The organism is Uliginosibacterium sangjuense (assembly GCF_059132465.1).
This window is the reverse complement of the sequence record NZ_CP101132.1, coordinates 4,179,238-4,204,041: the sequence shown is the minus strand read 5'-3', so window position 1 is coordinate 4,204,041 and position 24,804 is coordinate 4,179,238. Positions and strand designations below refer to the sequence as shown.

Below are 24,804 nucleotides of genomic sequence, written 5' to 3'. Positions count from 1 at the left end.
TCGCTCACTTGAACCACAGGCGGAAGGCGTCCCAGGTACGGCCGAACCAGCCGGCCAGGGGCACTTCCTGCAGCGCGCCGACCGGGAATTCGCCCCAGGTCTGGCCGTCGATCACGAGTTTCAGCGTGCCGACCTTGCTGCCGGCGGGTACCGGCGCGATCAGCGGCTGCTGGCTGTCGAACTGCACTTTCACGGCGGCGGCGCGGTCGCGCGGCACGGCCACGATCAGATCCTTGGCGAAGCCGGCTCCGACCTTGTCGGCCTTGCCCTTCCACACCGGCAGCTCGGCAATGCTCTGCCCGGCGGAGTAGTACTTCACCGTGTCATAGGCGGTGAAGCCGAAGTTCAGCAGCTTGAGCGACTCCTGCGCGCGCACCGAGTCGGAGGGCGTGCCCAGCACCACCGAGATCACGCGGCGCGGGCCGCGTTGGGCAGTGGACACCAGGCACCAGCCGGCGGCGGCGGTGTGGCCGGTCTTCATGCCGTCCACGGTGGGGTCCAGCCACAGCAGGCGGTTGCGGTTGGCCTGCTTGATTTTGTTGTAGGTGTAGTCCTTCTTGGAGTAGATCGGGAAGTGCTCCGGGTAGTCGCGGATGATCGCCGCCGTGAGCACGGCCAGGTCGCGCGGCGTGGTGTAGTGGCCCGGTTCGGTGAGGCCGGCCACGTTCTTGAACGCGGTGTTGGCAAGGCCCAGGCGCTGCGCTTCGCGGTTCATCATGGCGACGAAGTTCTCGACCGTGCCGCCGACCAGCTCGGCCAGTGCCACGCAGGCGTCGTTGCCGGACTGGATGATCATGCCGTGCAGCAGCTCTTCGACGCTGACCGGCACCTTGGGGTCGAGGAACATCACCGATTCCTCGCGCGAGCGGGCCACCTTGTAGACGCGCTCCGAGATCATCACCTTCTGGTTCAGCGAGATGGTGCCGCGCTTGAGCGCGCCGAAAGCCACGTAGGCGGTCATCAGCTTGGTCAGCGAGGCCGGCTCGGAGCGCTGGTCGGCGTTGTGCGAAGCCAGCACCTGCTGGCTGGTGGCGTCGTAGAGCAGCCAGGCCTTGGCATCTAGGGTGGGGGCGACCGGGGCTTGTGCGAAAACGGTGGCGTGCAGGGCCGACAGGCCCAGCAGGGCGGCGAACAGGAGTTTTTTCATTCTGGCTGAGACTTTCAGGGGGCAGACATTATAAGACGCGGACCCGCCGCTGGCTCCGTGAAGCCTGTCGGGCCGGAGCAGGACAGACCGCTGGCGGCGCAGCGGGTTCCCGCTCAATGCCGGGCGTCGAAGAAACCGCTGGCGGTGAGCTGGCGCTCCAGCGCCTGCAGGGCTGGCAGGGCGTGCTGGTTGAGGCCCACGGCAGGCAGGCCGGCGGGCACCTGGGCCTCGCTGAGGTTGATGCGGATCAGCGGGCGCCCCAGTGACTCGGCCACCCAGCGCACGGTCGGGATGTGGGTGCCGGCGCCCAGTTCGATCACCACCGGCGCCTGGACGCTGGCCAGCCAGGCCTCCAGGCGCTGGTGCTGGGCGCGGCTGCGCGACATGATCCAGTCGGCGTCGCCGAACATCAGCACGTTGGGCCGCGCCAGCGCCCCGCAAGCCTCGCAGCGCGGCAAGGGGCCTACCAGGCGGCAGGCCGCCTCGTCCACCTGTGGCTCGAACTCGTCGGCCGGCCAGATGCTGACGCCGCAGGGCTGGCTGCACTGCAGGTGATGCAGGGAGCCGTGGCATTCGCACACCGTGTCCGGGTCGAAGCCGGCGCGCTGGAACTGGCCGTCCACGTTGCTGGTGAAGACGAAGGCGCCGCGGGCCAGGCGGGCGGCGATGCGCAGCAGGATGGCAAAGCCGGGGTGCGGTGCGGTGGCGCGGTACAGGCGCAGGCGGTGGCCGTAGAAGCCCCAGGCCAGGCGTGGCCAGCGGGCGAAGGCGTCGGGGTTGGCAATGCTCTCGAAGTCGATCTTCGCCTCGCCCAGGGCCGGGTAGGTGCGCCAGAAGCCGTCGGTGCCGCGGAAGGCGGGCAGGCCGGAGTCGACGCCCATGCCCGCGCCGGCGCAGACCAGCAGGCCGTCGGCCCGACCGATCCAGTCGCTTGCTTTCTGCAGCAGGGATTCGCTCATGGTCGGCCCCGTGGCTTGCGGCCATTCGGGCGGTTTACCCGAGTCGTAGCCGGCGCGGTTCAAGTCTAAGCCATGGCCTGTCGATACTGGCGTGAACAATGCAAATCGGGTGGCATGCCCGGTGGCTTCGGCCCCCGCCTGTTGTGCGCCCGCGACAGCACGGACCCTCGGGAAAGCCGGCATGGCCGGATGGTGCGCGAAGAGGCACAGTGCGGGGCCATGCCCGGCCATGGCCGCGGCGTGCCTGTCGGCCCAAGGAGGTGAGACTTGGCATACCAGGACAACGCCGACGAACTCCAGTTCTTGCTGGATGACGACGAGGTCGAGCAGGGCGCCTCCCCAGGCCAGCCCTGGGCTTGGCGCGTGCTGATCGTCGATGACGATCCCGACGTGCACACCACCACCACCTTTGCCCTGCGCGGCATGCGCATCCACGGCCGCGACCTGCAGTTCCTGCACGCCTATTCGGCGCGCGAGGCCTGCGCCCTGTTCGACATCATGCGCGACATCGCCGTGGTGCTGCTCGATGTGGTGATGGAGGAGGAGGATGCCGGCCTCAAGCTGGTGGCCACCATCCGCCAGCACTACCGCATGCTCGACACCCGCATCGTGCTGCGTACCGGCCAGCCGGGCTACGCGCCGGAGCTGGAGGCGATCCGCGACTACGACATCAACGACTACAAGACCAAGTCCGAGCTCACCCGCAACAAGCTGTTCACCACGCTGACCACGGCGATCCGCTCCTACGACCAGATCCGCACCATCGACGCCAGCCGACGCGGGCTGGACATGGTGGTGCATGCCAGCGGCGAGCTGCTCGCCCTGACCGGCATGCGCAACTTCGCGGCCGGCGTCATCACCCAGCTCTCGGCCCTGCTGGGTGTCTCGCCGGAGGGCCTGATCTGCGCCCAGCGCAACCCCGACAGCGACGGCGACGGTGACGGCGACTGCATGGTGATCGCCGCGGCCGGCCGCTACGCCGACTTCATCAACCAGCCCCTGGCGCGCCTGGACCAGGCGCACATCCGCGACTGCCTGCGGCGTAGCCTGGCCAGCGGCCGCCATCTCTACGAAGCACACGGGACCTGCCTGTTCTTCGGCGCGCGCGACCGCCAGCACATGGCGGCCTACCTCGATACCCAGGCGCCGGTGGAGCCGGACATGCAGCGCCTGCTGGCCCTGTTCTGCTCCAACATTGCGATCGGGCTGGACAACACCCTGTTGTTCTCGCAACTGCACCAGCAGGCCTTCTGCGATCCCCTGACCGGCCTGCCCAACCGCCTCGACCTGACCCAGGGCCTCAACGAGCGCCTGGCCGCGCCGGACCGCATGCGCCACTCCCTGGTGCTGATCGACGTGGACAACTTCGCCGACACCAATGACGCGCTGGGCCACGAGTTCGGCGACCAGTTGCTGCGCGCGGTTGCCCAGCGCCTGCGCGAGCGCCTGGCCGAGGGCTGCCTGCTCGCCCGCGTGTCGGGCGACACCTTCGGCGTGCTGGGCCTGATCGAGCGCCTTTTGCCCAATGTCCTGTCCGGCATCTTCCGCGAACCCTTCCTCGTCGACGGGCAGGAACTGATGGTGTCGGTGACCATGGGCATCGCCCACCTCTCGGACACCGACGGCAACGGCGCCGACGCCCTGAAGGATGCCGGCCTTGCCCTGCGCCGCGCCAAGCAGCATGCGCGCGGCGAGTACAGCTTCTTCTCGCGCGACATGGCGGTCGCCATCCGCGAACGCGCGCGCCTGCTGCAGGCCTTGCGCGTGGCGCTGGAGCGGCAGCACATGTTCCTCATGTACCAACCCCTGATGTCGCTCCACGACAGCCGCGTGATCGGCCTGGAGGCCCTGCTGCGCTGGCGCGGCGAAGAGGGCGCGCTGATCGAGCCGGCGCGCTTCATCCCCATCGCCGAGCACTCCGGCATGATCGTGGGCATCGGCGAATGGGTCACCCGCATGGCCTGCTTCCAGCAGGCCGAGCTGGCCCGCCAGGGCTTCGGCGAGCTGCGCATGTCGATCAACGTATCGGTGGCGCAGTTCCGCCACCCGCGCTTCCTGACCGGGCTGCGGGCGGCGCTGGAAGACAGCGGCGCCCAGCCCGAATGCATCGAGCTGGAGATCACCGAATCGGTGGCGATGGAGGAGACCGACTTCATGCACCGCATCATCGGTGGTGTGCGCGCTTTGGGGGTGGGCATTGCGGTCGATGATTTCGGCACCGGCTTCTCCTCGCTCGCCTACCTGCAGCGCCTGCACATCGACCGCCTCAAGATCGACCGCGCCTTCGTCGCCGAGATCGCCAATGACGAACGCACGCGCCGCATTCCGGAACTGATCATCCAGCTTGGCCATCGCCTCGGCCTCAAGGTCCTGGCCGAGGGGGTGGAGACCGCGGCCCAGGCCGACACGCTGCGCGGGCTGGGCTGCGACGAAGGCCAGGGCTGGCACTGGGCACGCCCGATGGAGCCGCCGGCCCTGGTCGAATGGCTGCGCAATCCCCCGCGGCGCGACTGATTGCGGCGCCCCGGTGCTTGCTGCCACACTCCCGCCATGACCACGCCCCAAGACTCGCAGAAGAAGTCCGCGCTGGGAGGGATGACCGTCAAGCGGGCGGTCATCCTGGCCGTGTTGCTGGGCGTGCTGCTGCCCGCGCTGCTGGGCGGCGCCTACCTGACCCGCGTGCTGTTCCAGGACCGCCTCAAGCGCGAGATCCAGTACAGCCTCAATCACCAGACCGGGCTGATCGCGCTGGGCGTGCGCGAGAGTCTGTGGGCGCTGGACATCGAGACCGCCAACACCCTCGTCGACGCCATCATGCGCGACCCCTCCCTGGTCTTCGTCCAGGTGCAGGATCTCAACCACGGCGCCTTCGTCGAGCGCGAACTGGCCGAGCGCCGCGTCGGCAAGACCTACACCGCCGAGCAGGACGTGCTGTATCGCAACGAGCGCATCGGCCGCGTCCGCCTTGAACTCTCCGACGCCTCGCTGCGCGGCCAGCTTGGCCAGCAGGTCAGCCTGTTCATCACCATGCTCGCGCTGCAGGTCCTGGGCAGCGTTCTGCTGATCCTGATCGTTCTCCACCGCCGCCTCGGGCGACCTCTGCACCACCTGGCCGGCGAGGTGCGGCGCCTCGCGCGCGGGGAGCTGGAAGTCCCGATCCTGCCCCAGCGCAGCGACGAGATCGGCGAGGTCGAGACCCAGCTCGAAACCACGCGGCAGACCCTGCAGGGCTCGCTGCGCAGCCTCGAGCACAAGAACCAGGCGCTGGAGGTCGACCTGCGCGAGCGCCTGCGGGTGGAGGCCGCCTTGCGCGACCGCGAGCAGCGCCTGCGTGCGCTGGTCGAGCAGAGCCCCATCGCGGTGATCGAGTTCGACCTCGGCTGGCACGTGCTGGACTGGAACGACGCCGCGCGCCGCACCTTCGGCCTGCGCCGCGAGGAGGCCCTGGGCTGCCACCTCTCCCTCCTGTTCCCCGACGGCAAGGTGGACTTCCTTGCCGACGTGCAGCAGATCGGCACCGGCGGGCTCAGCCGCCGCTGCCGCAACGAGCGCAAGGACGGCGAACAGATCACCTGCCAGTGGCACCTGAGCCTGATCCGCGATGCCGGCGGCATTCCCCTGCGCAGCGTGTGCCTGGTCGAAGACGTCACCGAGCGCCAGCGCAGCGAGGAAGAGATCCGCCGCCTGGCCGCCGTGGTGCGCCTCACCACCAACCTCGTCGTGCTGACCGACGCCACCGGCCGGGCGGTGTGGGCCAACGATGCCTTCCGGCGCGGCGCCTCGTTCGGCGAGGACGAACTGCGCGGCCTGCCGATCCTCCGTCTGCTGGGCATTGACCAGCCCGGCGACAGCGCGGCCCGCCTGCTGACCGCGGTGCAGACCGGCGAGACCTTGAGCGGCCTGGAGCTGGCCTGTCGCCGCCGCACTGGCGAGCGTTATGACACCGTGGTCGAAGTGCAGGCCTTGCGCGGCGCCGACGGCAACCTGCTGCAATCCATCGTGGTGCTGACCGACATCACCGAGCGACGGCGCGTCAACGAGGCCTTGCGCAGCCTCGCGCGGATTGGCGGTGGGCATGAACCCGCCACCTTCCTGCAGCAACTGCTGGCCGCCATCGGGCGCGGTGCGCGCGCGAGCTGCGCCTACATCGCCGAGCATCGGCGCGGCGGCAGCGAGACCGAGGTGCTGGCGAGCTGGCGCGGCGAGATGGTCAGCACCTATACCGCTCATGGCGGCAAAGCCGGTTCGCTGGCCGAGCTGGTGGAGGCCCAGGGGGGCGTGGTAGTGGCGCAGGATGCTGCTGCCCAGCTCGACACCGCGCGTCCGCTGGTGGCCTACGAAGCGGTGGAGGCGGTCGTGGCGGTGCCGCTGTACGACGGCGCCGACTGCCTCATCGGCCATCTTGCGCTGACCTGGCACGACGACGCCCAGGGGCGCATCGAAGAGGCACAATCGCTGGCCGAGCTGGCCGCCGCACGGGCCGGTGCCGAGCTGGCCCGCCTGAAGGCGCAGGATGAGTTGCGCAACTCGGAGCAGAAGTTCTCCTCCATCTTCCAGCACTCGCCGATCCCGCTGGTCCTGATGCGCCTGGCGGACCGCAGCTACCTCGACGTCAACCCGGCCGCGCTCGACGTGTTCCGCTTCTCGCGCGAGCAGATACTGGGGCGTACCATCGAGGAGCTCCAGCTCTACGAGGATATCGAGGACCAGCGTCGCCTGCGTGAGCTGCTCGACTGGGATGGTTATGTCGACGGGGCCGACGTGCGCCTGCGCGCGGCCGATGGCAGCACGCTGGACTGCCAGGTCTACGTGCGGCGCGTCATGACCAACGAGCCCTGCGTGCTGATCGCCACCGTGGACGTCACCGAGCAGCGCGCCGCGCAGCGCCAGGTCGAACAGTTCAACGCCACCCTGGAGCAGCGCGTGGTGGAGCGCACGCGCCAACTGGAGGCGGCCAACGCCGAGCTGGCTACCGCGCTGGCGCAGTTGCAACTGACCCAGGACGAACTGGTGCGCACCGAGAAGCTGGCCGCCCTGGGCGCCCTGGTGGCCGGCGTGGCGCACGAGCTGAACACGCCGATCGGCAACAGCGTGATGGTGGCCAGCACCCTGCGCGACCAGAACAAGGGCTTCCGTCGCCAGATGGAGGCCGGGCTCAAGCGCAGCGACCTCGATCGCTTCATCGTCGAGAGCGAATCGGCGGCCGACATCATGCTGCGCAACCTGCATCGCGCGGCCGATCTGATCCAGAGCTTCAAGCAGGTGGCGGTCGACCAGACCAGCTCGCAGCGCCGCGAGTTCGACCTGGCCGAGGTGGCGCGCGAAATCGTGCTGACGCTCAATCCGGCGATCCGCAAGACGCCTTACAAGGTGGACCTGGAGATCGCGCCCGACATCCTGATGGACAGCTTCCCCGGACCCCTGGGCCAGGTCCTCACCAACCTCATCAACAACGCGCTGCTGCATGCCTTCGAGGGGCGCAGCGAGGGGCGCGTGCTGATCAGCGGGATGCTGCAGGGCGACGAAGTGGTCCTGCGTTGTCGCGATGACGGCGTGGGCATCCCCACGGCCAACCTGCGCCGCATCTTCGACCCCTTCTTCACCACCCGCATGGGGCGCGAGGGCACGGGGCTGGGGCTCAACATCGTGCACAACATCGTGACCGCGGTGCTGGGCGGCGACATCCGCGTCGACAGCGAGCTTGGCGCCGGTGCCTGCTTCACGCTGACCCTGCCGCGGGTCGCGCCCGACAAGGTCAAGGAGCCGTCGAGCTGAGGCCGGCGCGCGCCTCCGGCCGCTCCAGCCAGCGCTGCAGGATGCGGTACACGGCCACGTCCAGCCGGCGCTCGGGACGCTGCTCGCGCAGCGCGTGCAACTCTTCCTCGCTGCGCGCACTGCCCAGGTGGCACCAGTGCTCGAAGCGGTGCACCACACTCAGCTCGCCATGCGTCTCGCGGATCTCGATCGCGCCAGCGAAGGGCCAGGTGTGCTGCTTGAGCGAGGCCAGCGCGGTGGCCATGCGGGCGTCATGCTGGTCCGTCGTTTCACGGCCGGCGCACACGCCCTTGCAACCGCCCATGCTGGCGCCCATGCAGATGCCCCCGCCGAAGGACAGGCCGATGCGCTCCGAGCACAGCTTGTGCGGCCGGGCCAGCGCGGCCAGCGCGGCCTTGGCCTCGCGTTCGCCGCGGAAGCAGCCGTAAGCCTGCTCCCAGGTCGCGGGGTCGCTGTCGGCCAGGTTCTGCAGGCGCAGCACGGGCGCCTTGAGGGCCTGCGGCAGCCACATCCAGGCCCAGGCCTGTTCATCCTTGAGGCGCCAGTTGTGCAGCCGCTGCAGGCGCAGCTCCTGCAGTTGCGCATCCAGCTCGCCGGCCGCCGGCAGGCTCTCCACGTCCTTCACCTGGGCGGCCAGGCGCTTGGTCTTGGTGTCGTTGCGCTGGCCGGTGAACATGCCCAGCAACTGGGCGCGCAGATTGCGTGTGCGGCCCAGTTCCAGCACCTGGCCGGCCGCGCCATACAGCACGTAGGCGCCCGGGCCTTCGGTCATTGCCTCCAGGTCGCCGGTGGGCAGGCGCGGTGTGCGCGTGGTGGAGCCGGCGCGCTGCCAGGCACGGGTCAGCGCCTCGCTGTCATGCGCGCGGCGGGCGTCCTGCAGGAAGCGCCACACGATCTGCGCATCGTCCAGCGCGCGGTGGCGCGCGTCGATGGCGTAGCCGCCACGCTCGATCAGCGCGTCCAGGCCGTGGCGCGGGAACTGCGGGTTCAGCGCGCGCGACAGCTTGACGGTGCACAGCACCGGCGCATCCCAGGTCTGGCCAAGGCGCTCGAAGGCGCTGCGCAGGAAGCCATAGTCGAAGCGCGCGTTGTGCGCCACGAACAAGGCATCGGCCAGGCGTGCGCGCACCTCGTCGGCCAGGTCGGCGAAGCTGGGGGCGCCGGCCACCATCTCATCGGTGATGCCGATCAGTTCCTGGATGCGCTCGGGGATGGGGCGCTGCGGGTTGACCAGGCTGCTCCACTGCGCGACCAACTGCTCGCCCTCGGTGATCAGGATGGCGATCTCGGTGATGCTGTCGCGGTTGGGGTCGGCGCCGGTGGTTTCCAGGTCGACGATGGCAAGGCGGGGGAATTCCATGGGCGGAAGCATACGGATAAAGCAGGACTGAGTAACGAGGACTGAGTGCCGAGTGTACGTTTCCGCCGGCACAGCCGGCGCATGCTGATCCTCAGTCCTCAGTCCTCAGTCCTCAGTCCTCAGTCCTCAGTCCTCAGTCCTCAGTCCTCAGTCCTCAGTCCTCAGTCCTCAGTCCTTGGCGAAATTCATGATCGCCCCCGCCAGGTGCTCCAGGGGCAGCACGCGGCCCACCGCGCCCAGCGCCACCGCCTCCTTGGGCATGCCGTACACCACGCAACTGGCTTCGTCCTGGGCCAGCGTGCTGGCGCCGGCCTGGCGCATCTCCAGCAAGCCGCGTGCGCCGTCGTCGCCCATGCCGGTCATGATGATGCCCAGCGCGTTGCGCCCGGCAGCCTGCGCGGCAGAGCGGAACAGCACGTCCACCGAAGGGCGGTGGCGGTTGACCGGCGGTCCGTCATGGATGCTCACCCGGTACTGCGTGCCCTGGCGTTGCAGCAGCAGGTGGCGGCCCCCGGGGGCGATCAGCACGCGGCCCGGCATCAGGGTGTCGCCGTCGCTGGCCTCGTACACGTCGAGCGCGCTCTGCGCCTTGAGGCGGGCGGCGAAGGCGCCGGTGAAGGCGGCGGGCATGTGCTGCACCACCGCGATGCCCGGCGCATCGGCAGGCAGGGCCTTGAGGATGCGCGCCAGCGCCTCGGTGCCGCCGGTGGAAGTGCCGATGACCACGACCGGCGCGGTGGCGGGCACCGCCGCGCCGTCCGGTGGGGGCAGGATGGCGTCGGCGCTCAGGCGCGGCTGGCCGTGCAGGATGCGCGCGCCGAGCGGGCGGCCGGGCTGCGCTGCCAGGGCGCTCTTGACCGCGGCGACCAGCTCGGCGGCGGTATGTTCGAGGGCCGCCGCATCATTGCCGGCGGCGCGGGCGATCACCGCGCTGGCACCGGCCGACATGAGCTGCATGGGGGTGGCCTGGCTGCGGTCCTCCGGCGCGAAGTACAGCACCATGGGGGTGGGTTGCTCGCGCATGAGCTGGCGCAGGAAATGCAGGCCATCCATGCGCGGCAGGGCCAGCGCGCTGACCACCACATCGGGCGAGGCGCGGCGCAGCTTGTCGAGGGCGAACAGCGGGTCGACCGCGGTGGCGACGACCTGGAGGGCGGGATCGCGTTCGAGCAGCACGGCCAGGTCGCGCCGCATCACCGCCGAGCCGTCGACGAGGAGGACGCGGATGCGCTGCGCCACGTTCACAGCACGCGGTCCACGTGGCGTAACCAGACCTCACCGCTGCCGATATCGAAGATCACGCTGCGATGGCCATTGCCACCCAGGTGTTCGGCGGCGAGCTGGAAGCCATGGTTGCGGACCAGCTCGCGCGCATACAGCTCGTTGCGCAGGGCCACGTCGAAGGCATCGGGCTGGGCGGGGGCCGTGCCCTGCGCCGGCTCGAACATGCGACCGCCACCGAACAGCTTGGCCTGGTACTCGTCGGGCCGGGTGCCGCTGGCGCGCAGCTCGGCGAGGAACAGCGCCATCGCCTCCTCGCCGTAATGGCCGTCGAGCGTGCCGGGGCGGCCGGGCGGACGCGCCGGCAGCACGAAGTGGCACATGCCGCCGATGCGCCGCTCGGGATGCCACAGGGTGATGGCGACGCAGGAGCCGAGCAGGGTGCGCAGGCGCAGTTCGGCGCCGCCGAAGTGGAAGTCGCCGGGCTTGAGGACGATCTCGACCGCGCTCGTGCGCAGTTTCTTCATGTCAGCTTGCGATAGATGGTGGGGCGGACGGCCTGGAGCCGTTCGTGCAGGCCTTGCAGCGATTCGGAGTGACCCACGATCAGCCAGCCGCCTGGCTGCAGGCGCTGTGTCAGGCGGGCCACGACTTCGCGCTTGGTGGCCTGATCGAAATAGATCATGACATTGCGCAGGAAGATCACGTCGAACAGGCCGACATCCGGCAGGGGCTGGTTGAGGTTCACCTGACGGAAGCTTAGGCGGGCGCGCAGCGGCGCGTCGATCAGGAAATATCCCTGTTGTGAGCCCACGCCCTTGAGGCAGTAGCGCCGCAGCAGCTCGGGCGGAATCTCCGGCAGGCGGGCGTCGGGGTAGCGCGCGGCCTGGGCGGTGGCCAGCATGCGCCGGCTCAGATCGCTCGCCAGCACTTCCCAGGGCGCCTGCTCGCCCAGGCAGTCGGCCAGCACCATGGCGATGGTGTAGGGCTCTTCACCGCTGGAGCAGGCGGCGCTCCACACGCGCAGCGGGTTCGCGCCGCGCGGGCGGGCATGGACGAACTGGCGCAGGGCGTCGAAATGCGCCGGCTCGCGGAAGAAGTGCGTCTCGTTGGTGGTGAGCAGGTCGATCGCGTGCTGGGTCTCCTCCGGCTGGGCGCCGCTGGTGACCAGGCGGATGTAGCTGGTGTAGTCGGCGCAGCCGGTGGCGGCGAGGCGGCGGGCGAGGCGGCCGGTGACCAGCGGGCGTTTCTGCTCGCCGATGCTGATGCCGGCCACGCGGTACATGAACTCGCGGATGCGGTGGAATGCGTGCTCGTCCAGTGGGGGCGAACTGGTGGGCAAATGACTCATGGTGTGTGTCAGGGGCTCATGCCGTTGCCTGCACCAGGCGGCTCATGTCGTCGACCGACAGCACGGTGTCGAGTTGCAGCAGGATCACGAAACCATCGGTACGGCGCGCCATGCCGCGGATGAAGTCGGGCCGCAGGCGGGCGCCGAAGCTGGGCGGCGGTTCGATGTCGGTGGGCGCGATGTCGACAACCTCGCACACCGCGTCGACCATCACGCCGATCACCGCGGTCTCGTCCTCCTCGCCCGGCAGCTCCACGATCACCACGCAACTGCGCCGCGTGATCTCGGTGTGGCCACGGCCGAAGCGCGCCAGCAGGTCGATGACCGGCACCACCGCGCCGCGCAGGTTGATGATGCCGCGCACGAAGCCCGGCATCATCGGCACCTCGGTGAGGCTGTGGAACTCGATGATCTCCTTGATGTGCAGGATGTCGAGCGCGAACTGTTCGCCGCCCAGGGCGAAGATCAGGTACTGGGCGGCGCCGGCCGGTGCGGCGGCCTTGCCGGGTGTGCTGAGCGTCAGGGTGTTCATGGCCTGCCCTCAGAAGCGCACGTACTCGGCTTCGTTCACCGGCTTGTCGGCGTGCCTGCCGCGCGCGGCGGCCTTGCGCGCGCGCGCCACAGGCGCGGCGGCCTGCGCGCGGCCGCCTTCGACCTGGAAGAAGCCCATCAGCGCCTGCAACTGCTGCGCCTGGTTGCTCATCTCCTCGGAGGTGGCGGACAGCTCCTCGGAGGAGGATGCGTTCTGCTGTGTGGTCTGGTTGAGCTGGCCCATGGCGGCGTTGATCTGGGCCGCGCCGTGCGCCTGTTCCTGCGAGGCGGCGGTGATCTCCTGCACCAGGTCGGCAGTCTTGCGGATCGACGGCACGATCTCGCCGAGCAGGCCGCCGGCGCGTTCGGCCAGGCCGACGCTGGAGCCGGCGACCTCGCCGATCTCGCGCGCCGCAATCTGGCTGCGCTCGGCCAGCTTGCGCACTTCGGCGGCGACCACCGCGAAGCCCTTGCCGTGCTCGCCGGCCCGCGCGGCCTCGATGGCCGCGTTGAGTGCCAGCAGATTGGTCTGGTAGGCGATGTCGTCGATGATGCCGATCTTCTGCGCGATCTGCTTCATCGCCTGCACCGTGTCGGCCACCGCCTTGCCACCGGCTTCGGCGTCGTTGGCGGCTTTGGTCGCGATGCCGTCGGTGGTGGTGGCGTTGTCGGTGTTCTGCGCGATGGAGGCCGACATCTGCTCGACCGAGGCGCTGGTCTCCTCGACGCTGGCGGCCTGCTCGCTGGCGGCTTGCGACAGGGACTGCGAGGTGGCGCTGACTTCCTCCGAGGCGGAGGCGAGGCTGTCGGCGGCGGCGCGCACTTCCTGGATGATCTGCGCCAGCTTGGCCACGGTGTTGTTGACGGCCGATTTGAGCGCATCGAAGGTGCCGGCGTAGTCACGCTGCATGGCCACCGTGAGGTCGCCGCCTTCGAGCTTGCCCAGCACTTCGCGCAGCTCGGCCACCGGGGTGGCGATGGCGTCCATCACCCCGTTGAGCGCTTCGATGAGCTGGCGGAACTGGCCGCGATGCACGTTGGCGTCGCCGCGCTTGTCCAGCTCGCCGCTTTGCACGGCGTCGGCCAGCATGCGGGTGTCGGAGATCAGCAGGTTCAGCGGTGTGACGATGGCATCCAGGGTGGCGTTCACCCCTTCCACGATGCGCCGGTAGTCGCCCTGGTGGCGGCTGGCGTCGGCGCGCGTGTCCAGGCGCAGGTCCACCGCGGCCTCGACCAGCATGTTGGCGTCGGTGATCAGAGCGCGCACGCTGGCCTGCAGGCTGCGCATGCTGTCGACCAGTTGGCCGACTTCATCGCGCGAGTCGTGGTTCAGTGTGAAGTCCATGTCGCCCTGGGCCATGCGGGTGGCTGCGGCCACCACCTCGGCGACCGGGCGGGTGATGCTGCGCGTGGTGAACCAGGCGGTCAGGCCGGCCGCCAGGGTCGCCAGGGCGGCCAGTGTGGCGATCAGGATCATCGCGCCATGGGAGGCTTGTTCGCTGGCCTCTCCAGACGCCTTCATCATCCCGGCCTGGTAGTCGGCAAATGCGTCCAGTGCCTTGAAGTAGGCATCCTGTGCCAGGTGCATATCGCCCATCAGCAGGCTGGTGGCTTCGTCGCGCTTGTTGGTGTTGATGAGCTCAACCAGGCGGCCGAGGTGGGTGCGATACACAGCGCGACTGTCCTGCATCGCCTTCAATAGGGCGCGGCCCTTGTCGGACTGGACCGTCTTGTCGAGCTGCTCCATGCGCTCGCTGATGGTGCGCGAGACTTCCGGGATGCGTGCCATCTCGGCCTTGGCGCGTTCGGGGTCGCGCGTCAGCACGGCGTCGCGCGTTGCCAGGGCGGCAAGGTTGAGCTGGTTGGCGATGTCGCCAGCCGATACCGTCTTCGGATAGCGGTCATGGACCAAACCGTCGACCTGCTCGTTGATGAAGCTGATGCGCGTGTAGCCCACCCCCGCCAGCACCAGCAGCAGCGCGACCACGAGGCCGAAGCCCAATGCCAGGCGCGTACCGATTTTCAGATTGTTCAACATGACAGCCCTCACTTCATTGATTGGTGTGTGCGACGGTTGTGGCGTACTCCAGCGCGCGCGTTTCCGTCTCGCTGCAGTGCTGGACAAGGGCAGGCACGTCGAGGATCAAGGCGACCTCGCCGCTGCCCAGGATGGTGGAACCGGAAATGCCGCGCAGGCTGGCGAACAGGCGCGACAGCGGCTTGATGACGGTCTGGAACTCGCCCAGCAGGTCGTCGACGACGAGGCCGGCGCGTTGCGTGCCGTACTGCACGACCACGATGTTCTCGCGTGCGGGCGCTGCGGCCTGCAGGCCGAACAGTTCGCGCAGGCGCAGGAAAGGCAGCACCTCGTCGCGCAGGTTGACGTAGTTGCGGCCGTGCGATTGCAGGCGCTCGGCCTCGCCCAGCTCGATGCATTCGACCACCAGCTCCAGCGGGATCACGTACTGCGCGCCTTCCACGCCGACCAGGAAGCCGTCGATGATGGCCAGGGTCAGCGGCAGGCGCAGCGTGAAGCGGGTGCCCGTGCCGGGCTGGCTGGCCACCGTCACACTGCCGCGCAAGGCCTCGATGTTGCGGCGGACCACGTCCATGCCCACGCCGCGGCCGGACAGGTCGGTCACCTTCTCGGCGGTGGAGAAGCCGGCGGCGAAGATGAACTGGAACACCTCCTCGTCGGTGAACTCCTTGCCTGCCGGCGCCAGGCCCTGGGCCACCGCCTTGGCGAGGATGCGTTCGCGCTGGAGGCCGCCCCCGTCGTCGGCGATCTCGATCACGCAACTGCCCGACTCGTGGCGCGCCGCCAGGGTGATCGTGCCCTGCGCCGGCTTGCCGGCGGCCACGCGGGCGGCCGGTGCCTCGATGCCGTGATCCATCGCGTTGCGCACCAGGTGGGTCAGCGGGTCGACCAGCTTCTCGACCATGGACTTGTCCAGCTCGTTCTCGCCGCCCTCGATGGCCAGCGTGATGTCCTTGCCCAGTTCGTGGCTGGTGTCGCGCACCAGGCGGTTGAAGCGGCCGAAGGTTTCAGCGATCGGCACCATGCGCAGTTGCAGCGCCTCGTCACGGATCTGTTCGACCAGGCCGGCGCTCATCTGGGCCGCTTCCTGCAATAGCGCGTCGGCGCTGCGCTGGGCGCGCAGGCTTACCCCGGCGCCGGCCACCACCAGCTCGCCGATCAGGTTGATCAGGCGATCCAGCTTGTCGGCGCGCACGCGGATGAAGCGGTTTTCCTGGGACTGGCGCTCACGCATCTTCTGCTGTTTCTCGAGCGCGGCATTGAGCACCGGTACCTGCACCGAATGCTGCTCCAGCAGCACCTCGCCCAGCGGCTGTGGCTGCTGGCGGGCGGCGCATTCATGCTGGCGCTGCAGGCCCTCGGCCAGCTCGTGTTCGGTCAGGCAGCCACAGCGCACGAGGATCTCGCCCAGGCGCAGCGGGTCTTCGGGCAAGGCCTCGATGAGCTTGATGTAGGCCTCGGCGCGGCTGTTGGGCGGCAGGATGTGCAGGCTGCAGTCGTCCGCCACGAAGCTGAAGGCATCGGCGATGGTCTGGCGCTCGGCGGGGCTGTCGAGCTCGATCTCGAAGCCGAGGTAGCAGCTCTCCGCGTCCATCTCATCGCCATCCGGCATGGCGTCGAACAAGGTGTGCACCGACACCAGGCGGCCCAGGCCGCCGAGGTAGCGCAGGATCGCCAGCGGGTCCATGCCGTTGCGCAGCACGTCGGGGCCGAAGCGCACCGAGAGGTGCCAGTTGTCACTGCCGCCCTCGCCGCTGCCGGGCAGGCTTTCGGCTGCGGGCGAGGGGGGAGGGATGGCCGGGGCGAGCGCGGCGGCCGGCGGCGGCAGGTAGTGCGCCAGGCGTTCGAGCAGGGTCTCGCCCAGCGAGCCATTGGCGGCCAGCACATGGGCATCGGGCTCGGCTTGCTGCGCCTCGCTCAGCAACAGGCCGATATGGTCGCCACAGCGCAACAGCAACGCGATCAGCTCGGGGTCGATAGCCAGCTTGCCGCTGCGCAGGCGCTCCAGCACGCCCTCCACGACGTGGGTGAAGGCGACAATGCGCTTGAGCTCGAACATGCCGGCCGAGCCCTTGATGGTGTGGGCGGCACGGAACAGCGCGTTGATCGTCTCGGCGTCGCCGGGCGTGCTCTCCAACTGGAGCAGGGCGTCCTCCATCGAGACCAGGAGTTCCTGCGCCTCGGCGAAGTAGGCCGCGCGGGCGCCGGCATAAGGGTCGGATGCCATGCTCATGCGGGGCCTCGCGTGTCTTCCAGGATGAGAGGGTCGCCGAAGTAGCCGGCCAGCCCCAGCAGGTCGATGGCGGCCTGGCTAGCATGGCTGTGCGCCACCAGCGCCAGGTGGTGGCCGCGCCGCAGCGCTTCGCGCTTGGCCAGCAGCAGAAGCTGTACGCCGGCGCAGTCGAGTGCGCTGACCCCGGCCAGGTTGATCTCGGTGCGGGGGTGTTCGGCGATGGCGGCGAGCAGGCGCGGCTTGAACTCGGCCGCGTGGTAGATGCCCAGTTCGTCTTCGATGCGGATATGACAGGCGCCGTCGCGCGCAGAGATGTCCAGCATGGCCGGTCTCCTCAACAGCGCGGCGCCGGGGCGTGCCGCTGGCGGCGCCCCTGGGCCATGGAATGCGTGGATGTGCGGTCGAACCCGGACATGCTGCTCACCTCTTGTGAAGGTCCTTGCCGCGCAGTGCCGGCCGGTGGGCCGCAGGCTGCGCGCGCCGCGCGTGGGCGGCTTGAGGCGGGGTATCGGCGGGTTCGTGACGAAATTAACGGAAGCAATGCACGCAGCGCTTTCCGATTGACACGCCTCAACCGGGTGTCATGTGGCACCTGCCCGCAAGGGCAGGGTGGTTTGCCTGATCCGCGTGTGCGCTGCGGGTCTGCGGGGGAGGCTGGAACAGGGCGTGGGGCGCGGGCGGCTGTGCCCTATCAGGCCGCTTGCCAGGGCGCGGTGGCGAACACGTGGCGTGCGCTGTCGCGGCGCCAGGAGGCTTCGTCACGGCTGACGGTGAGCCACCAGGACTGGGTGGCCTGGTCCGGCTTCGCACTGGCGAAGGCATTGGGGGCCAGCAGGGTGGCGCACCAGCCGGCCTGCGGGTCGCGCACAGACTGCGAGCGGATCACCGCGATGCCCGCCGCGCGCGCGCTGCGCGCCAGGGCCTGGGTGGCGGTGTAGTCGCGCGGATCGCTCCAGCGCGCCGCGTCGCGGTCCAGCGGGGGTTGCTGCAGATCTATGCTGGCATCGGTGGCGACCGCGCAGCGGAAGGCGGTGTGCGGCGTCGGCCCCAGTTGCTGCAGTGCCGGGCTGTCGAGGAGGAAGCGCCAGCGCCAGTAGCCCAGCTCGGCGCAGGCGGTGCGCACACATTCCGCGCCGTAGAAGACGCCGGGGTCGATGGCGGCGCGGAAGCGCGAGCCGGCCGGGTAGGGCGGATAGCGGAAGGGGCTGGCGAGCAGGTAGTCGAGGCCCAGGGTAGCGGCCGGTTGCGGCGGCTTGCCTTGCTCGATGAGGATTTCCAGCAGGTCCTGCTCGGCCGCGCTGTCGGTCAGCTTCATGGTGCTGGCCACGTGCTGCGCCTCCACCATGCGCCATACCGGGGCTTCGAAGGGGCGCGCGGCGGCGCGCAGATCGTCGGCGCTCCAGGGCATCGCTCAGATGCGTGCGCGCGAGGCGTCGAGGTATTGCAGCACGCGCACCAGGCCCTCGGTGTGCTGGATCAGTTCGATCGGCTTGCCGGCCAGCGCCAGGTTGTCGCCATGGAGCCAGGCGCGTGCGGCTTCCTGCGTGCCGACGATGGAGTCGAGCGAGCGGAACAGGCGCAGCAGCAGGAGGGCGAATTCCCAGGCCTTGCTGTCGGGCGTGAGCTGGAAGCTGCCGGCCACCAGGCGCGACACGCTGGCCGGGCTCAGGCCCAGGATGCGCGCCAGGCGCGTCTGCGTCAGGCCCAGTTGCTCGGCGGCGCGGGCGGTGGCTTTCGACAGCACCACCGCCGCCTCGGGCTGGGCGGCGGCGGAGAGGGAGTAGTGGGCACGGCCACTGTCTTCGGCTTGCACGCGGAGCTCCTGGGTTATCTGTTCCTATGGAAATAATCTAGCACATGTTTTTCTTCCGCAACAGGAGAGGCGGGGTCGGCCGTGACTGGCGGGCAGCGTTCGGCTTCGCCGAACAGCCAGTGACGGAAGCGTTGTGCCATCGGCGAGGGCGACACCCCGCCCGGGGTCACGAACCAGTAGGCGCGGCTGGTCAGCACGGTGATCGGCGAGATCTGCTGCAGGCGGCCGGCGTCGATGTCGAGCTGGCACAGGCTGCGCCGCGTGAGCGCCACGCCGTGGTGGTCGAGGGCGGCCTGCAGGACCAGGGCTGAATCATTGAACAGCAGGCCGCCCTGGGGCTCCGAACCGAGGTGCCCGGCGGCCTGGAACCAGCTCTGCCAGCTCTCGCCATCGGAACGCAGCAGGGGCAGGCGCTGCAGTTGTTCGGGCGACAGGGGCAGGCGATAACCCGGCAGCACGCGGTTCAGCAGGTCCGGGCTGGCGACCGCCAGCAACTCGTCGCGCATCAACAGCGTGGCGTCGTGGCCCGGGTACTGGCCGAAGCCGAAACGGATCGCGATGTCGATGCCGTCGCGCGCGAAGTTCAGGACCGACTCGGTCGACACCACGTTGAGTTCGACTTCCGGCGCGGCGGCGAGGAAGCCGCCGATGCGCGGCGCCAGCCAGCGCGCCGCGAACGAGGGCATGGTCGTGACGGTCAGGCGGTTCGGGTTGCTGCGCTGGCGCAGCATGGCGACGGCCTGGCTCAGGTCGCACAGGGCGGCGTTGACGCGCTCGGCTAGCTCCAGCCCGGCCAGGGTCAGGCGCACGCCGCGCCCTTCGCGGTGGAACAGGGCGAAGCCCAGTTGGTCTTCCAGGCCGCGCATCTGGTGGCTGACCGCGCTGTGCGTCACATGCAGTTCCTGTGCCGCGGCGGCGAAGCTGCCAAGGCGGGCGGCGGATTCGAACACGCGCAGCATGCCCAAGGGGGGGAGTTTTCCGGGGGCTTCCATTGTTGAATTCAACTCACGTTTTGTAGAGATTTGATCGTTTGAACTATAGCGCCAAGCTACCCAGAATTCGATTCAAGCGGTCCGCGACATGCAGGTTGCGGCGAATGGGTGGATTGGACGGCGGGGGTGTGAAATGAGAGCGGAATTCATGAGTGAGCGCGTGGAACTGTCGGGCGATACCTTGCTGGTGCGCAGCGGGCTGGCAGGGCATACCCTGCTGTGCAGCACTGGGCGGGTCTGGCTCACCGAAGAGGGGCTGGCCGAGGATGTGGTGCTGCAGGCGGGCGATCACTACCGCGTCCGCGGGGCCGGCAAGCTGCTGCTGGAGGCGGCCGGGCACGCCAGCCTGCACCTGTTCGCGCCACGCGTGGTCGAGGCCGGCGTCGCGCAGGTGGCCTGAAGCCGGGCTCGCCTTCACCCCGGCTTCATGCGCCTGGGGTACCCTCTGCGCGGTCCTGAAATCCTGAGCGCGCAGCCGCATGCCCTTCCTGCTCCCCCTGTTCGTCTTCCTGGCCGGCGCCCTGAGCGTGCTGGCCTATGCACCCTTCGACCAATTCTGGCTGGCTCCGCTGAGCTGGGGCTTGCTGTACGCGGTTCTGCGGCACCCTGTCACCGGCCTGCGCGGCGGTTTCCTGTACGGCTTCCTGTGGGGGCTGGGGGCCTTGTTCGCCGGTCTGTGCTGGCTGATCGTGGCGCTGCATGTCTATGGCGGCATGTCGGCGCCGCTGGCGACCGTGCTGATCCTCCTGTTCTGTGCGGCGCTGGCGCTGTACCCAACCCTGCTGTCGGGCCTGTTCGTCTGGCTGCGGAGCCGCCACTGGGGGGCCAACGCCCTGCTCGCCGCTGCCTGCTGGCTGGCCGCCGAGCTGCTGCGCGGCCAGCTCTTCCCGAGCTTTCCCTGGCTCGCCATCGGCTATACCCAGACGCCGCCCAGTCCGCTGGCTGGCTGGGCGCCCATTCTCGGGGTGTATGGCGTGGGTTTCCTGTTGGTGCTGGTCACCGCCCTGCTGGTGGAGGCCTGGCTGAGCCCCGCCGCGCGCCGCCGCGCCTTGCTGCTGGCCGCGCTGCCACTGGCGGCGGGCGGCGGCCTGCGCCTGGTGAGCTGGACGCAGCCGGTGGGTGAGCCGCTGCAGATCGCGCTGATCCAGACCAATGTGGCGCAGGACCAGAAATGGCGCCCCGAGCGCGTGGTGGAGTGGCTGCAGCTCAACCTCGACATGCTGCGGCGCTACCCGGCGCGCGTGATGGTGCTGCCCGAGACCACGCTGCCGATGCTGGAGCGCCAGTTGCCGGTCGGCTATATGGATGCGCTGGAGGCGCAGGTGCGCGCCCAGGGCAGCGATGCCATCGTGGGCGTGTTCACCTCCGATGCGCAGGACCGCGTCTACAACAGCGTGGTCACGCGCGGGGTGAGCCCGCGCCAGCAGTACAGCAAGGACCATCTGGTGCCCTTCGGTGAATTCGCACCCTATGGCTTCGGCTGGTTCTACAAGCTCGCCAGCATCCCGATGGCGGACCAGACCCCCGGCGGCAAGCGGCAGCCCCCGCTGGCGCTGGCCGGGCAGAAGATCGCCATGAACATCTGCTACGAGGATGTGTTCGGCGAGGAACTGCTGCGCGTGCTGCCCGAGGCCACCTTGATGCTCAACGTGTCCAACCTGGCCTGGTACGGCGATTCGCACGCCCAGCCGCAGCACCTGCAGATGTCGCGCATGCGCGCCTTGGAGACCGGCCGGCCGCAACTGCGCGCCACCAATACCGGCATGACCGCGATCGTCCAGCCCGACGGCGCGGTGTCGCACGTGCTGCCGCCCTTCGAGGCCGGCGCCATCGTCGCCGAGGTGCGCGGCTACCAGGGCCTGACGCCCTTCGCACGCCTGTCCGACTGGCCGGTCAAGCTGCTTTGCCTGGGCCTGCTGGGCTGGGGCATGCTGCGCCGCAAGAGTTGCCGCGCCTGACCGCAGGCCCCCCGGACGGGTCCGTCCATCATGGGCAGCCCCGCGCCGGTCATTACTAATATTTGCGTTTCTGATGCTTATCTAGAATCAAGCCACATCATTCCCGACAGAGGAAACATAGGATGAGGCCCATCAGAACAATACCGGCCGTGCTGGCGCTGCTCGTGCTCGCCGCCTGCGGCGGGGGAGGCGGCGATTCTTCGACCGGCGGCAGCAGCACCGCCAGCGGCGGTGCCAGCAGCAGCGGCGGCGTCCAGCCAGCCAGTTGCACCTTCACTCCGGCCACCGAGCCGGTGATCGCCACCAGTGGCAGCCATCCCAGCCCACAGGCGGCGGCGCGCTTCCTCAACCAGGCCAGCTTCGGCGCCACTGATGCGTCCGTCGCCGCGCTCACCGCCGGCAGCTACGAGAGTTGGCTGGCGGCCCAGTTTGCCCTGCCACAACGCACCCACCTGTCCTGCGTGGACATGGAGGTGGCGGTGCAGACGGCGGCCGGCAAGTCGGTCGACCAGAGCCACTTCCTGCAGAGCTGGTGGGGCCAGTCCCTGGCCGGGCAGGACCAGTTGCGCCAGCGCGTGGCCTTCGCCCTGTCGCAGATCTTCGTGATCTCGTTCGATGGCAACCTGTCGGACAACATCCGCGGTGTCGCTTCCTACTACGACATGCTGGGCCGTAACGCCTTCGGCAACTACCGCACGCTGCTCGAGGACGTGTCGCTGCACCCCTCGATGGGCCTCTACCTGTCGCACCTGCGCAATCAGAAGGAAGACAACAAGGGCCGCGTGCCGGACGAAAACTATGCGCGCGAGGTCATGCAGTTGTTCTCCATCGGTCTCTACGAGCTCAACAACGACGGCACGCTGAAGACCTCCGGCGGGCAGCCGATCGAGACCTACACCAATGCCGACGTGTCGGGTCTGGCCCGGGTGTTCACCGGCTATAGCTGGGGCGGGCCGGACACCAGCGACAACCGCTTCTATGACAACAGCAATGTGCGCGATCCGAACAGCCGCGTGATCCCGATGCAGGGCTATCCGAAGTATCACTCGATCTCGGAGAAGAAGTTCCTCACCGCGACCATCCCGGCACAGAGCGCCGCCACCGCCGGCAGCATGGCCAGCGACCTCAAGATTGCGCTGGACACCTTGTTCAACCACCCCAACGTAGGGCCCTTCATCGGCAAGCAGATGATCCAGCGCCTGACGACCAGCAACCCTTCCACGGCTTATGTCAGCCGGGTGACGAACGCTTTCAACACGGGTAGCGCCTACGGTTTCGGCAGCGGTCAGCGCGGCGACATGAAGGCCGTGGTGGCCGCCGTGCTGCTCGACCCCGAGGCCCGCCCGGCCAGCCCCGCCGCCGCTGACGGCAAGCTGCGCGAACCGGTGTTGCGCCTGGCCAATTGGGCGCGTGCCTTCGGCGCCAGCTCGGCCTCCGGTTCGTACAAGGTGGGCAACACCGACAGCAGCACCTCCTCGCTGGGCCAGACGCCGATGCGCTCGGCCTCGGTGTTCAATTTCTATCGCCCCGGTTACGTGCCGCCCAACACCAATGTCGCCACGGCAGGGCTGGTGTCGCCGGAAATGCAGATCACCCACGAGACCACCGTGGCGGGCTACATCAACTTCATGCAGAGCACGGTGCAGAGCGGTATCGGTACCTCGGTCAACAACGTACGCGACCTGCGCAGCCTGTACCCGACCGAGATGGCGCTGGCCAACAACAGCGACCAGTTGCTCGACCGCCTGAACCTGCTGCTGATGGCCGGCAACATGAAGGCCTCCACGCGCAGCTCGATCAAGACCGCGGTGGATGCCATCACCATTTCCACGACCAATGCCAGTGCCGCCGAGACTGCGCGCCGCCAGCGTGCGCAGCTCGCCGTGTTCCTGGCCATGGTCGCTCCCGAATACCTTGTGCAGAAGTGAGGCGCGACATGACGACATCCACTCCGCTCGCCCGCCGCGAATTCCTCAAGCGCCTCGCTGCGCTGTCCTCCTTCGGTACCGCCGCGCCGTTTGCGCTCAACCTCGCCGGCATCGGCGCGGCCAGTGCGCAGAGCGTCAGTGACTACCGCGCCATCGTGTGCCTGTTCATGTTCGGCGGGAACGACCACTTCAACATGGTCATGCCCTACGACAGCACCCAGCATGCCGAGTACGTCGCCGCGCGTGGCGGCGCGCAGAGCGCCGGCGGCATCGCCTACGACCGTGCCATGCTGACCGCCACCCGTTTCTCGCCCACCACGGCCCAGCCGAATGGCGCCGAGTTCGCCTTCTGCCCCAGCATGGCGGCGCTGCACAGCCTGTACCAGAACAAGAAGCTCGCCGTGCTGGCCAACATCGGCCCCTTGATCACCCCGACCAACCGCGACCAGTACCGCGCGGGCAGCGTCCCGTTGCCGCCCAAGCTGTTCTCCCATAACGACCAGCAGTCGGTGTGGCAGGCCTACGCGTCCGAAGGCGTCAAGCAGGGCTGGGGTGGACGCATGGGCGACCTGCTGGCGAGTCAGAACACCAGCAGCATCTTCACCGCCATTTCCGCCTCGGGCAACACGGTGTTCCTGGCCGGCAACAGCATCTTCCAGTACCAGGTCGGCACCGGCGGCGCGACCAAGATCGGCGCGCTGGGCGCGCGCCCCTTCGGCATCCCATCCAGTGCCGGCAATGCCCCCATGGATGCCTTGCGCGACATCATCCGCGACGCCCAGGGCACCAGCGCCTTGCACATCGAGCGAGACCACTCGGATGTCGTGAAGCGCTCCATCGACGCCGCCGACACGGTGACCACCGCGCTCGGCTCGGTGCCCACCACCGCCAACGGCATTGCCCTGCCGGCCAATCTGAGCAACAACCGCCTGGCCCAGCAACTGCAGGTGGTGGCGCGCCTGATCGCTGCGCGCGGCACCACCGGCGCCCGACGCCAGGTGTTCTTCGTCAGCATCGGCGGCTTCGACACCCACGACAACGAGATCACCGCGCTGCAGAACAACGCCAACGGTGGCTTGGGCCTGCACGGCCAGGTGGGCGAGTCGATCAATTACTTCTACAACGCCACCGCGGCGCTGGGCGTGGCCAACGAGGTGACCCTGTTCACCGCCTCCGACTTCGGCCGCACCCTGACCTCCAACGGCGATGGCTCGGACCACGGCTGGGGCGCCCACCACTTCGTGGTCGGCGGTGCGGTCAAAGGTGGCGATATCTACGGCAGCATGCCGCTGACCCGGTTGCACACGACGGCCACGCCCAATCCGCAGGACTCCGGCTCCGGCCGCCTGATCCCGACCACCTCGGTGGACCAGCTCGCTGCCACGCTGGGCACCTGGTTCGGCGTGTCCAGCTCCGATCTCAGCACGATCGCGCCGCGCATCGGCAACTTCTCGCCCAGCCTGGGTTTCATGAGCTGACGCGGGGTCAACGAGAAGGG

The 24,804-nt window shown here is 68.9% G+C and carries 19 protein-coding genes; 6 read left to right on the top strand and 13 right to left on the bottom strand.

All coding sequences use genetic code 11. The features are described 5' to 3' along the window. Positions 1-4: 4 nt before the first annotated feature. On the bottom strand, positions 5-1,147 hold the full coding sequence (locus tag NMB43_RS19470) for a D-alanyl-D-alanine carboxypeptidase family protein (protein WP_494349832.1): 1,143 nt from the start codon (positions 1,145-1,147) through the stop codon (positions 5-7). A gap of 113 nt (positions 1,148-1,260) precedes the next feature. Next, entirely contained in the window at positions 1,261-2,106 is an 846-nt protein-coding gene (locus NMB43_RS19465) for an SIR2 family NAD-dependent protein deacylase (protein ID WP_494349831.1), read from the bottom strand. A gap of 267 nt (positions 2,107-2,373) precedes the next feature. Here NMB43_RS19465 and NMB43_RS19460 point away from each other — a divergent pair, with 267 nt between their 5' ends. Together NMB43_RS19460 and NMB43_RS19455 are read left to right on the top strand one after the other, a co-directional pair. Next, positions 2,374-4,620, top strand: a complete 2,247-nt coding sequence (locus NMB43_RS19460) for an EAL domain-containing response regulator (protein WP_494349830.1) — start codon at positions 2,374-2,376, stop codon at positions 4,618-4,620. Positions 4,621-4,656: 36 nt separating this feature from the next. Next, complete coding sequence (locus NMB43_RS19455) at positions 4,657-7,881, top strand: PAS domain-containing sensor histidine kinase (RefSeq protein ID WP_494349829.1); 3,225 nt, start codon at positions 4,657-4,659, stop codon at positions 7,879-7,881. Here the strand turns inward: NMB43_RS19455 and NMB43_RS19450 are convergent. The 11 genes from NMB43_RS19450 to gcvA form a co-directional block, all read right to left on the bottom strand. Further along, positions 7,862-9,241: an exonuclease domain-containing protein gene (locus NMB43_RS19450; protein ID WP_494349828.1), complete on the bottom strand. Its 1,380-nt coding sequence runs from the start codon at positions 9,239-9,241 to the stop codon at positions 7,862-7,864. The genes NMB43_RS19455 and NMB43_RS19450 overlap by 20 nt on opposite strands. A 168-nt stretch (positions 9,242-9,409) precedes the next feature. Beyond that, positions 9,410-10,486, bottom strand: a complete 1,077-nt coding sequence (locus tag NMB43_RS19445; protein WP_494349827.1) for a protein-glutamate methylesterase/protein-glutamine glutaminase — start codon at positions 10,484-10,486, stop codon at positions 9,410-9,412. Continuing rightward, positions 10,483-10,989: a chemotaxis protein CheD gene (locus NMB43_RS19440; RefSeq protein WP_494349826.1), complete on the bottom strand. Its 507-nt coding sequence runs from the start codon at positions 10,987-10,989 to the stop codon at positions 10,483-10,485. Before NMB43_RS19440 ends, NMB43_RS19445 begins: the two co-directional genes overlap by 4 nt. Next, the gene (locus NMB43_RS19435) at positions 10,986-11,813 is read right to left on the bottom strand and encodes a CheR family methyltransferase (protein WP_494349825.1); all 828 of its coding nucleotides are present in this window, start codon (positions 11,811-11,813) and stop codon (positions 10,986-10,988) included. The genes NMB43_RS19440 and NMB43_RS19435 overlap by 4 nt, the downstream gene beginning before the upstream one ends. 16 nt (positions 11,814-11,829) lie before the next feature. Further along, complete coding sequence (locus tag NMB43_RS19430; protein WP_494349824.1) at positions 11,830-12,345, bottom strand: chemotaxis protein CheW; 516 nt, start codon at positions 12,343-12,345, stop codon at positions 11,830-11,832. Between the two features lie 9 nt (positions 12,346-12,354). Next, positions 12,355-14,382, bottom strand: coding sequence for a methyl-accepting chemotaxis protein (locus NMB43_RS19425; RefSeq protein WP_494349823.1), 2,028 nt, complete (start codon positions 14,380-14,382; stop codon positions 12,355-12,357). Between the two features lie 13 nt (positions 14,383-14,395). Beyond that, on the bottom strand, positions 14,396-16,615 hold the full coding sequence (locus tag NMB43_RS19420; protein ID WP_494349822.1) for a chemotaxis protein CheA: 2,220 nt from the start codon (positions 16,613-16,615) through the stop codon (positions 14,396-14,398). Beyond that, positions 16,612-16,938 (bottom strand): STAS domain-containing protein, encoded by a 327-nt coding sequence (locus tag NMB43_RS19415; RefSeq protein ID WP_494349821.1) that lies wholly within the window; start codon positions 16,936-16,938, stop codon positions 16,612-16,614. The genes NMB43_RS19420 and NMB43_RS19415 overlap by 4 nt, the downstream gene beginning before the upstream one ends. 368 nt (positions 16,939-17,306) lie before the next feature. Beyond that, the gene (locus NMB43_RS19410) at positions 17,307-18,023 is read right to left on the bottom strand and encodes an RES family NAD+ phosphorylase (protein WP_494349820.1); all 717 of its coding nucleotides are present in this window, start codon (positions 18,021-18,023) and stop codon (positions 17,307-17,309) included. Positions 18,024-18,026: 3 nt separating this feature from the next. Further along, a complete protein-coding gene (locus NMB43_RS19405) occupies positions 18,027-18,428 on the bottom strand; it encodes an MbcA/ParS/Xre antitoxin family protein (RefSeq protein WP_494349819.1) in 402 nt (133 codons plus the stop codon). Between the two features lie 14 nt (positions 18,429-18,442). Next, a complete protein-coding gene (gene gcvA / locus NMB43_RS19400) occupies positions 18,443-19,420 on the bottom strand; it encodes a transcriptional regulator GcvA (protein WP_494349818.1) in 978 nt (325 codons plus the stop codon). A gap of 148 nt (positions 19,421-19,568) precedes the next feature. Between gcvA and NMB43_RS19395 the strand changes: the two genes are divergently transcribed. The 4 genes from NMB43_RS19395 (at position 19,569) to NMB43_RS19380 (ending at position 24,784) form a co-directional block, all read left to right on the top strand. Next, positions 19,569-19,820: a DUF2917 domain-containing protein gene (locus NMB43_RS19395; protein WP_494349817.1), complete on the top strand. Its 252-nt coding sequence runs from the start codon at positions 19,569-19,571 to the stop codon at positions 19,818-19,820. A gap of 79 nt (positions 19,821-19,899) precedes the next feature. Then, positions 19,900-21,378, top strand: a complete 1,479-nt coding sequence (lnt, locus tag NMB43_RS19390) for an apolipoprotein N-acyltransferase (protein ID WP_494349816.1) — start codon at positions 19,900-19,902, stop codon at positions 21,376-21,378. A 122-nt stretch (positions 21,379-21,500) separates the two neighbouring features. Continuing rightward, positions 21,501-23,306 (top strand): DUF1800 domain-containing protein, encoded by a 1,806-nt coding sequence (locus tag NMB43_RS19385; protein ID WP_494349815.1) that lies wholly within the window; start codon positions 21,501-21,503, stop codon positions 23,304-23,306. A gap of 8 nt (positions 23,307-23,314) precedes the next feature. Next, entirely contained in the window at positions 23,315-24,784 is a 1,470-nt protein-coding gene (locus tag NMB43_RS19380; RefSeq protein WP_494349814.1) for a DUF1501 domain-containing protein, read from the top strand. The last annotated feature ends 20 nt before the right edge of the window (positions 24,785-24,804 follow it).

Bases quoted from the DNA above. Each gene is read 5' to 3' on its own strand.
- NMB43_RS19470 (WP_494349832.1), bottom strand. From the start codon at position 1,147: ATGAAAAAACTCCTGTTCGCCGCCCTGCTGGGCCTGTCGGCCCTGCAC.
- NMB43_RS19465 (WP_494349831.1), bottom strand. From the start codon at position 2,106: ATGAGCGAATCCCTGCTGCAGAAAGCAAGCGACTGGATCGGTCGGGCC.
- NMB43_RS19455 (WP_494349829.1), top strand. From the start codon at position 4,657: ATGACCACGCCCCAAGACTCGCAGAAGAAGTCCGCGCTGGGAGGGATG.
- NMB43_RS19450 (WP_494349828.1), bottom strand. From the start codon at position 9,241: ATGGAATTCCCCCGCCTTGCCATCGTCGACCTGGAAACCACCGGCGCC.
- NMB43_RS19440 (WP_494349826.1), bottom strand. From the start codon at position 10,989: ATGAAGAAACTGCGCACGAGCGCGGTCGAGATCGTCCTCAAGCCCGGC.
- NMB43_RS19435 (WP_494349825.1), bottom strand. From the start codon at position 11,813: ATGAGTCATTTGCCCACCAGTTCGCCCCCACTGGACGAGCACGCATTC.
- NMB43_RS19430 (WP_494349824.1), bottom strand. From the start codon at position 12,345: ATGAACACCCTGACGCTCAGCACACCCGGCAAGGCCGCCGCACCGGCC.
- NMB43_RS19425 (WP_494349823.1), bottom strand. From the start codon at position 14,382: ATGTTGAACAATCTGAAAATCGGTACGCGCCTGGCATTGGGCTTCGGC.
- NMB43_RS19420 (WP_494349822.1), bottom strand. From the start codon at position 16,615: ATGAGCATGGCATCCGACCCTTATGCCGGCGCCCGCGCGGCCTACTTC.
- NMB43_RS19415 (WP_494349821.1), bottom strand. From the start codon at position 16,938: ATGCTGGACATCTCTGCGCGCGACGGCGCCTGTCATATCCGCATCGAA.
- NMB43_RS19410 (WP_494349820.1), bottom strand. From the start codon at position 18,023: ATGCCCTGGAGCGCCGACGATCTGCGCGCCGCCGCGCGCCCCTTCGAA.
- gcvA (WP_494349818.1), bottom strand. From the start codon at position 19,420: ATGGAAGCCCCCGGAAAACTCCCCCCCTTGGGCATGCTGCGCGTGTTC.
- NMB43_RS19395 (WP_494349817.1), top strand. From the start codon at position 19,569: ATGAGTGAGCGCGTGGAACTGTCGGGCGATACCTTGCTGGTGCGCAGC.
- lnt (WP_494349816.1), top strand. From the start codon at position 19,900: ATGCCCTTCCTGCTCCCCCTGTTCGTCTTCCTGGCCGGCGCCCTGAGC.
- NMB43_RS19385 (WP_494349815.1), top strand. From the start codon at position 21,501: ATGAGGCCCATCAGAACAATACCGGCCGTGCTGGCGCTGCTCGTGCTC.
- NMB43_RS19380 (WP_494349814.1), top strand. From the start codon at position 23,315: ATGACGACATCCACTCCGCTCGCCCGCCGCGAATTCCTCAAGCGCCTC.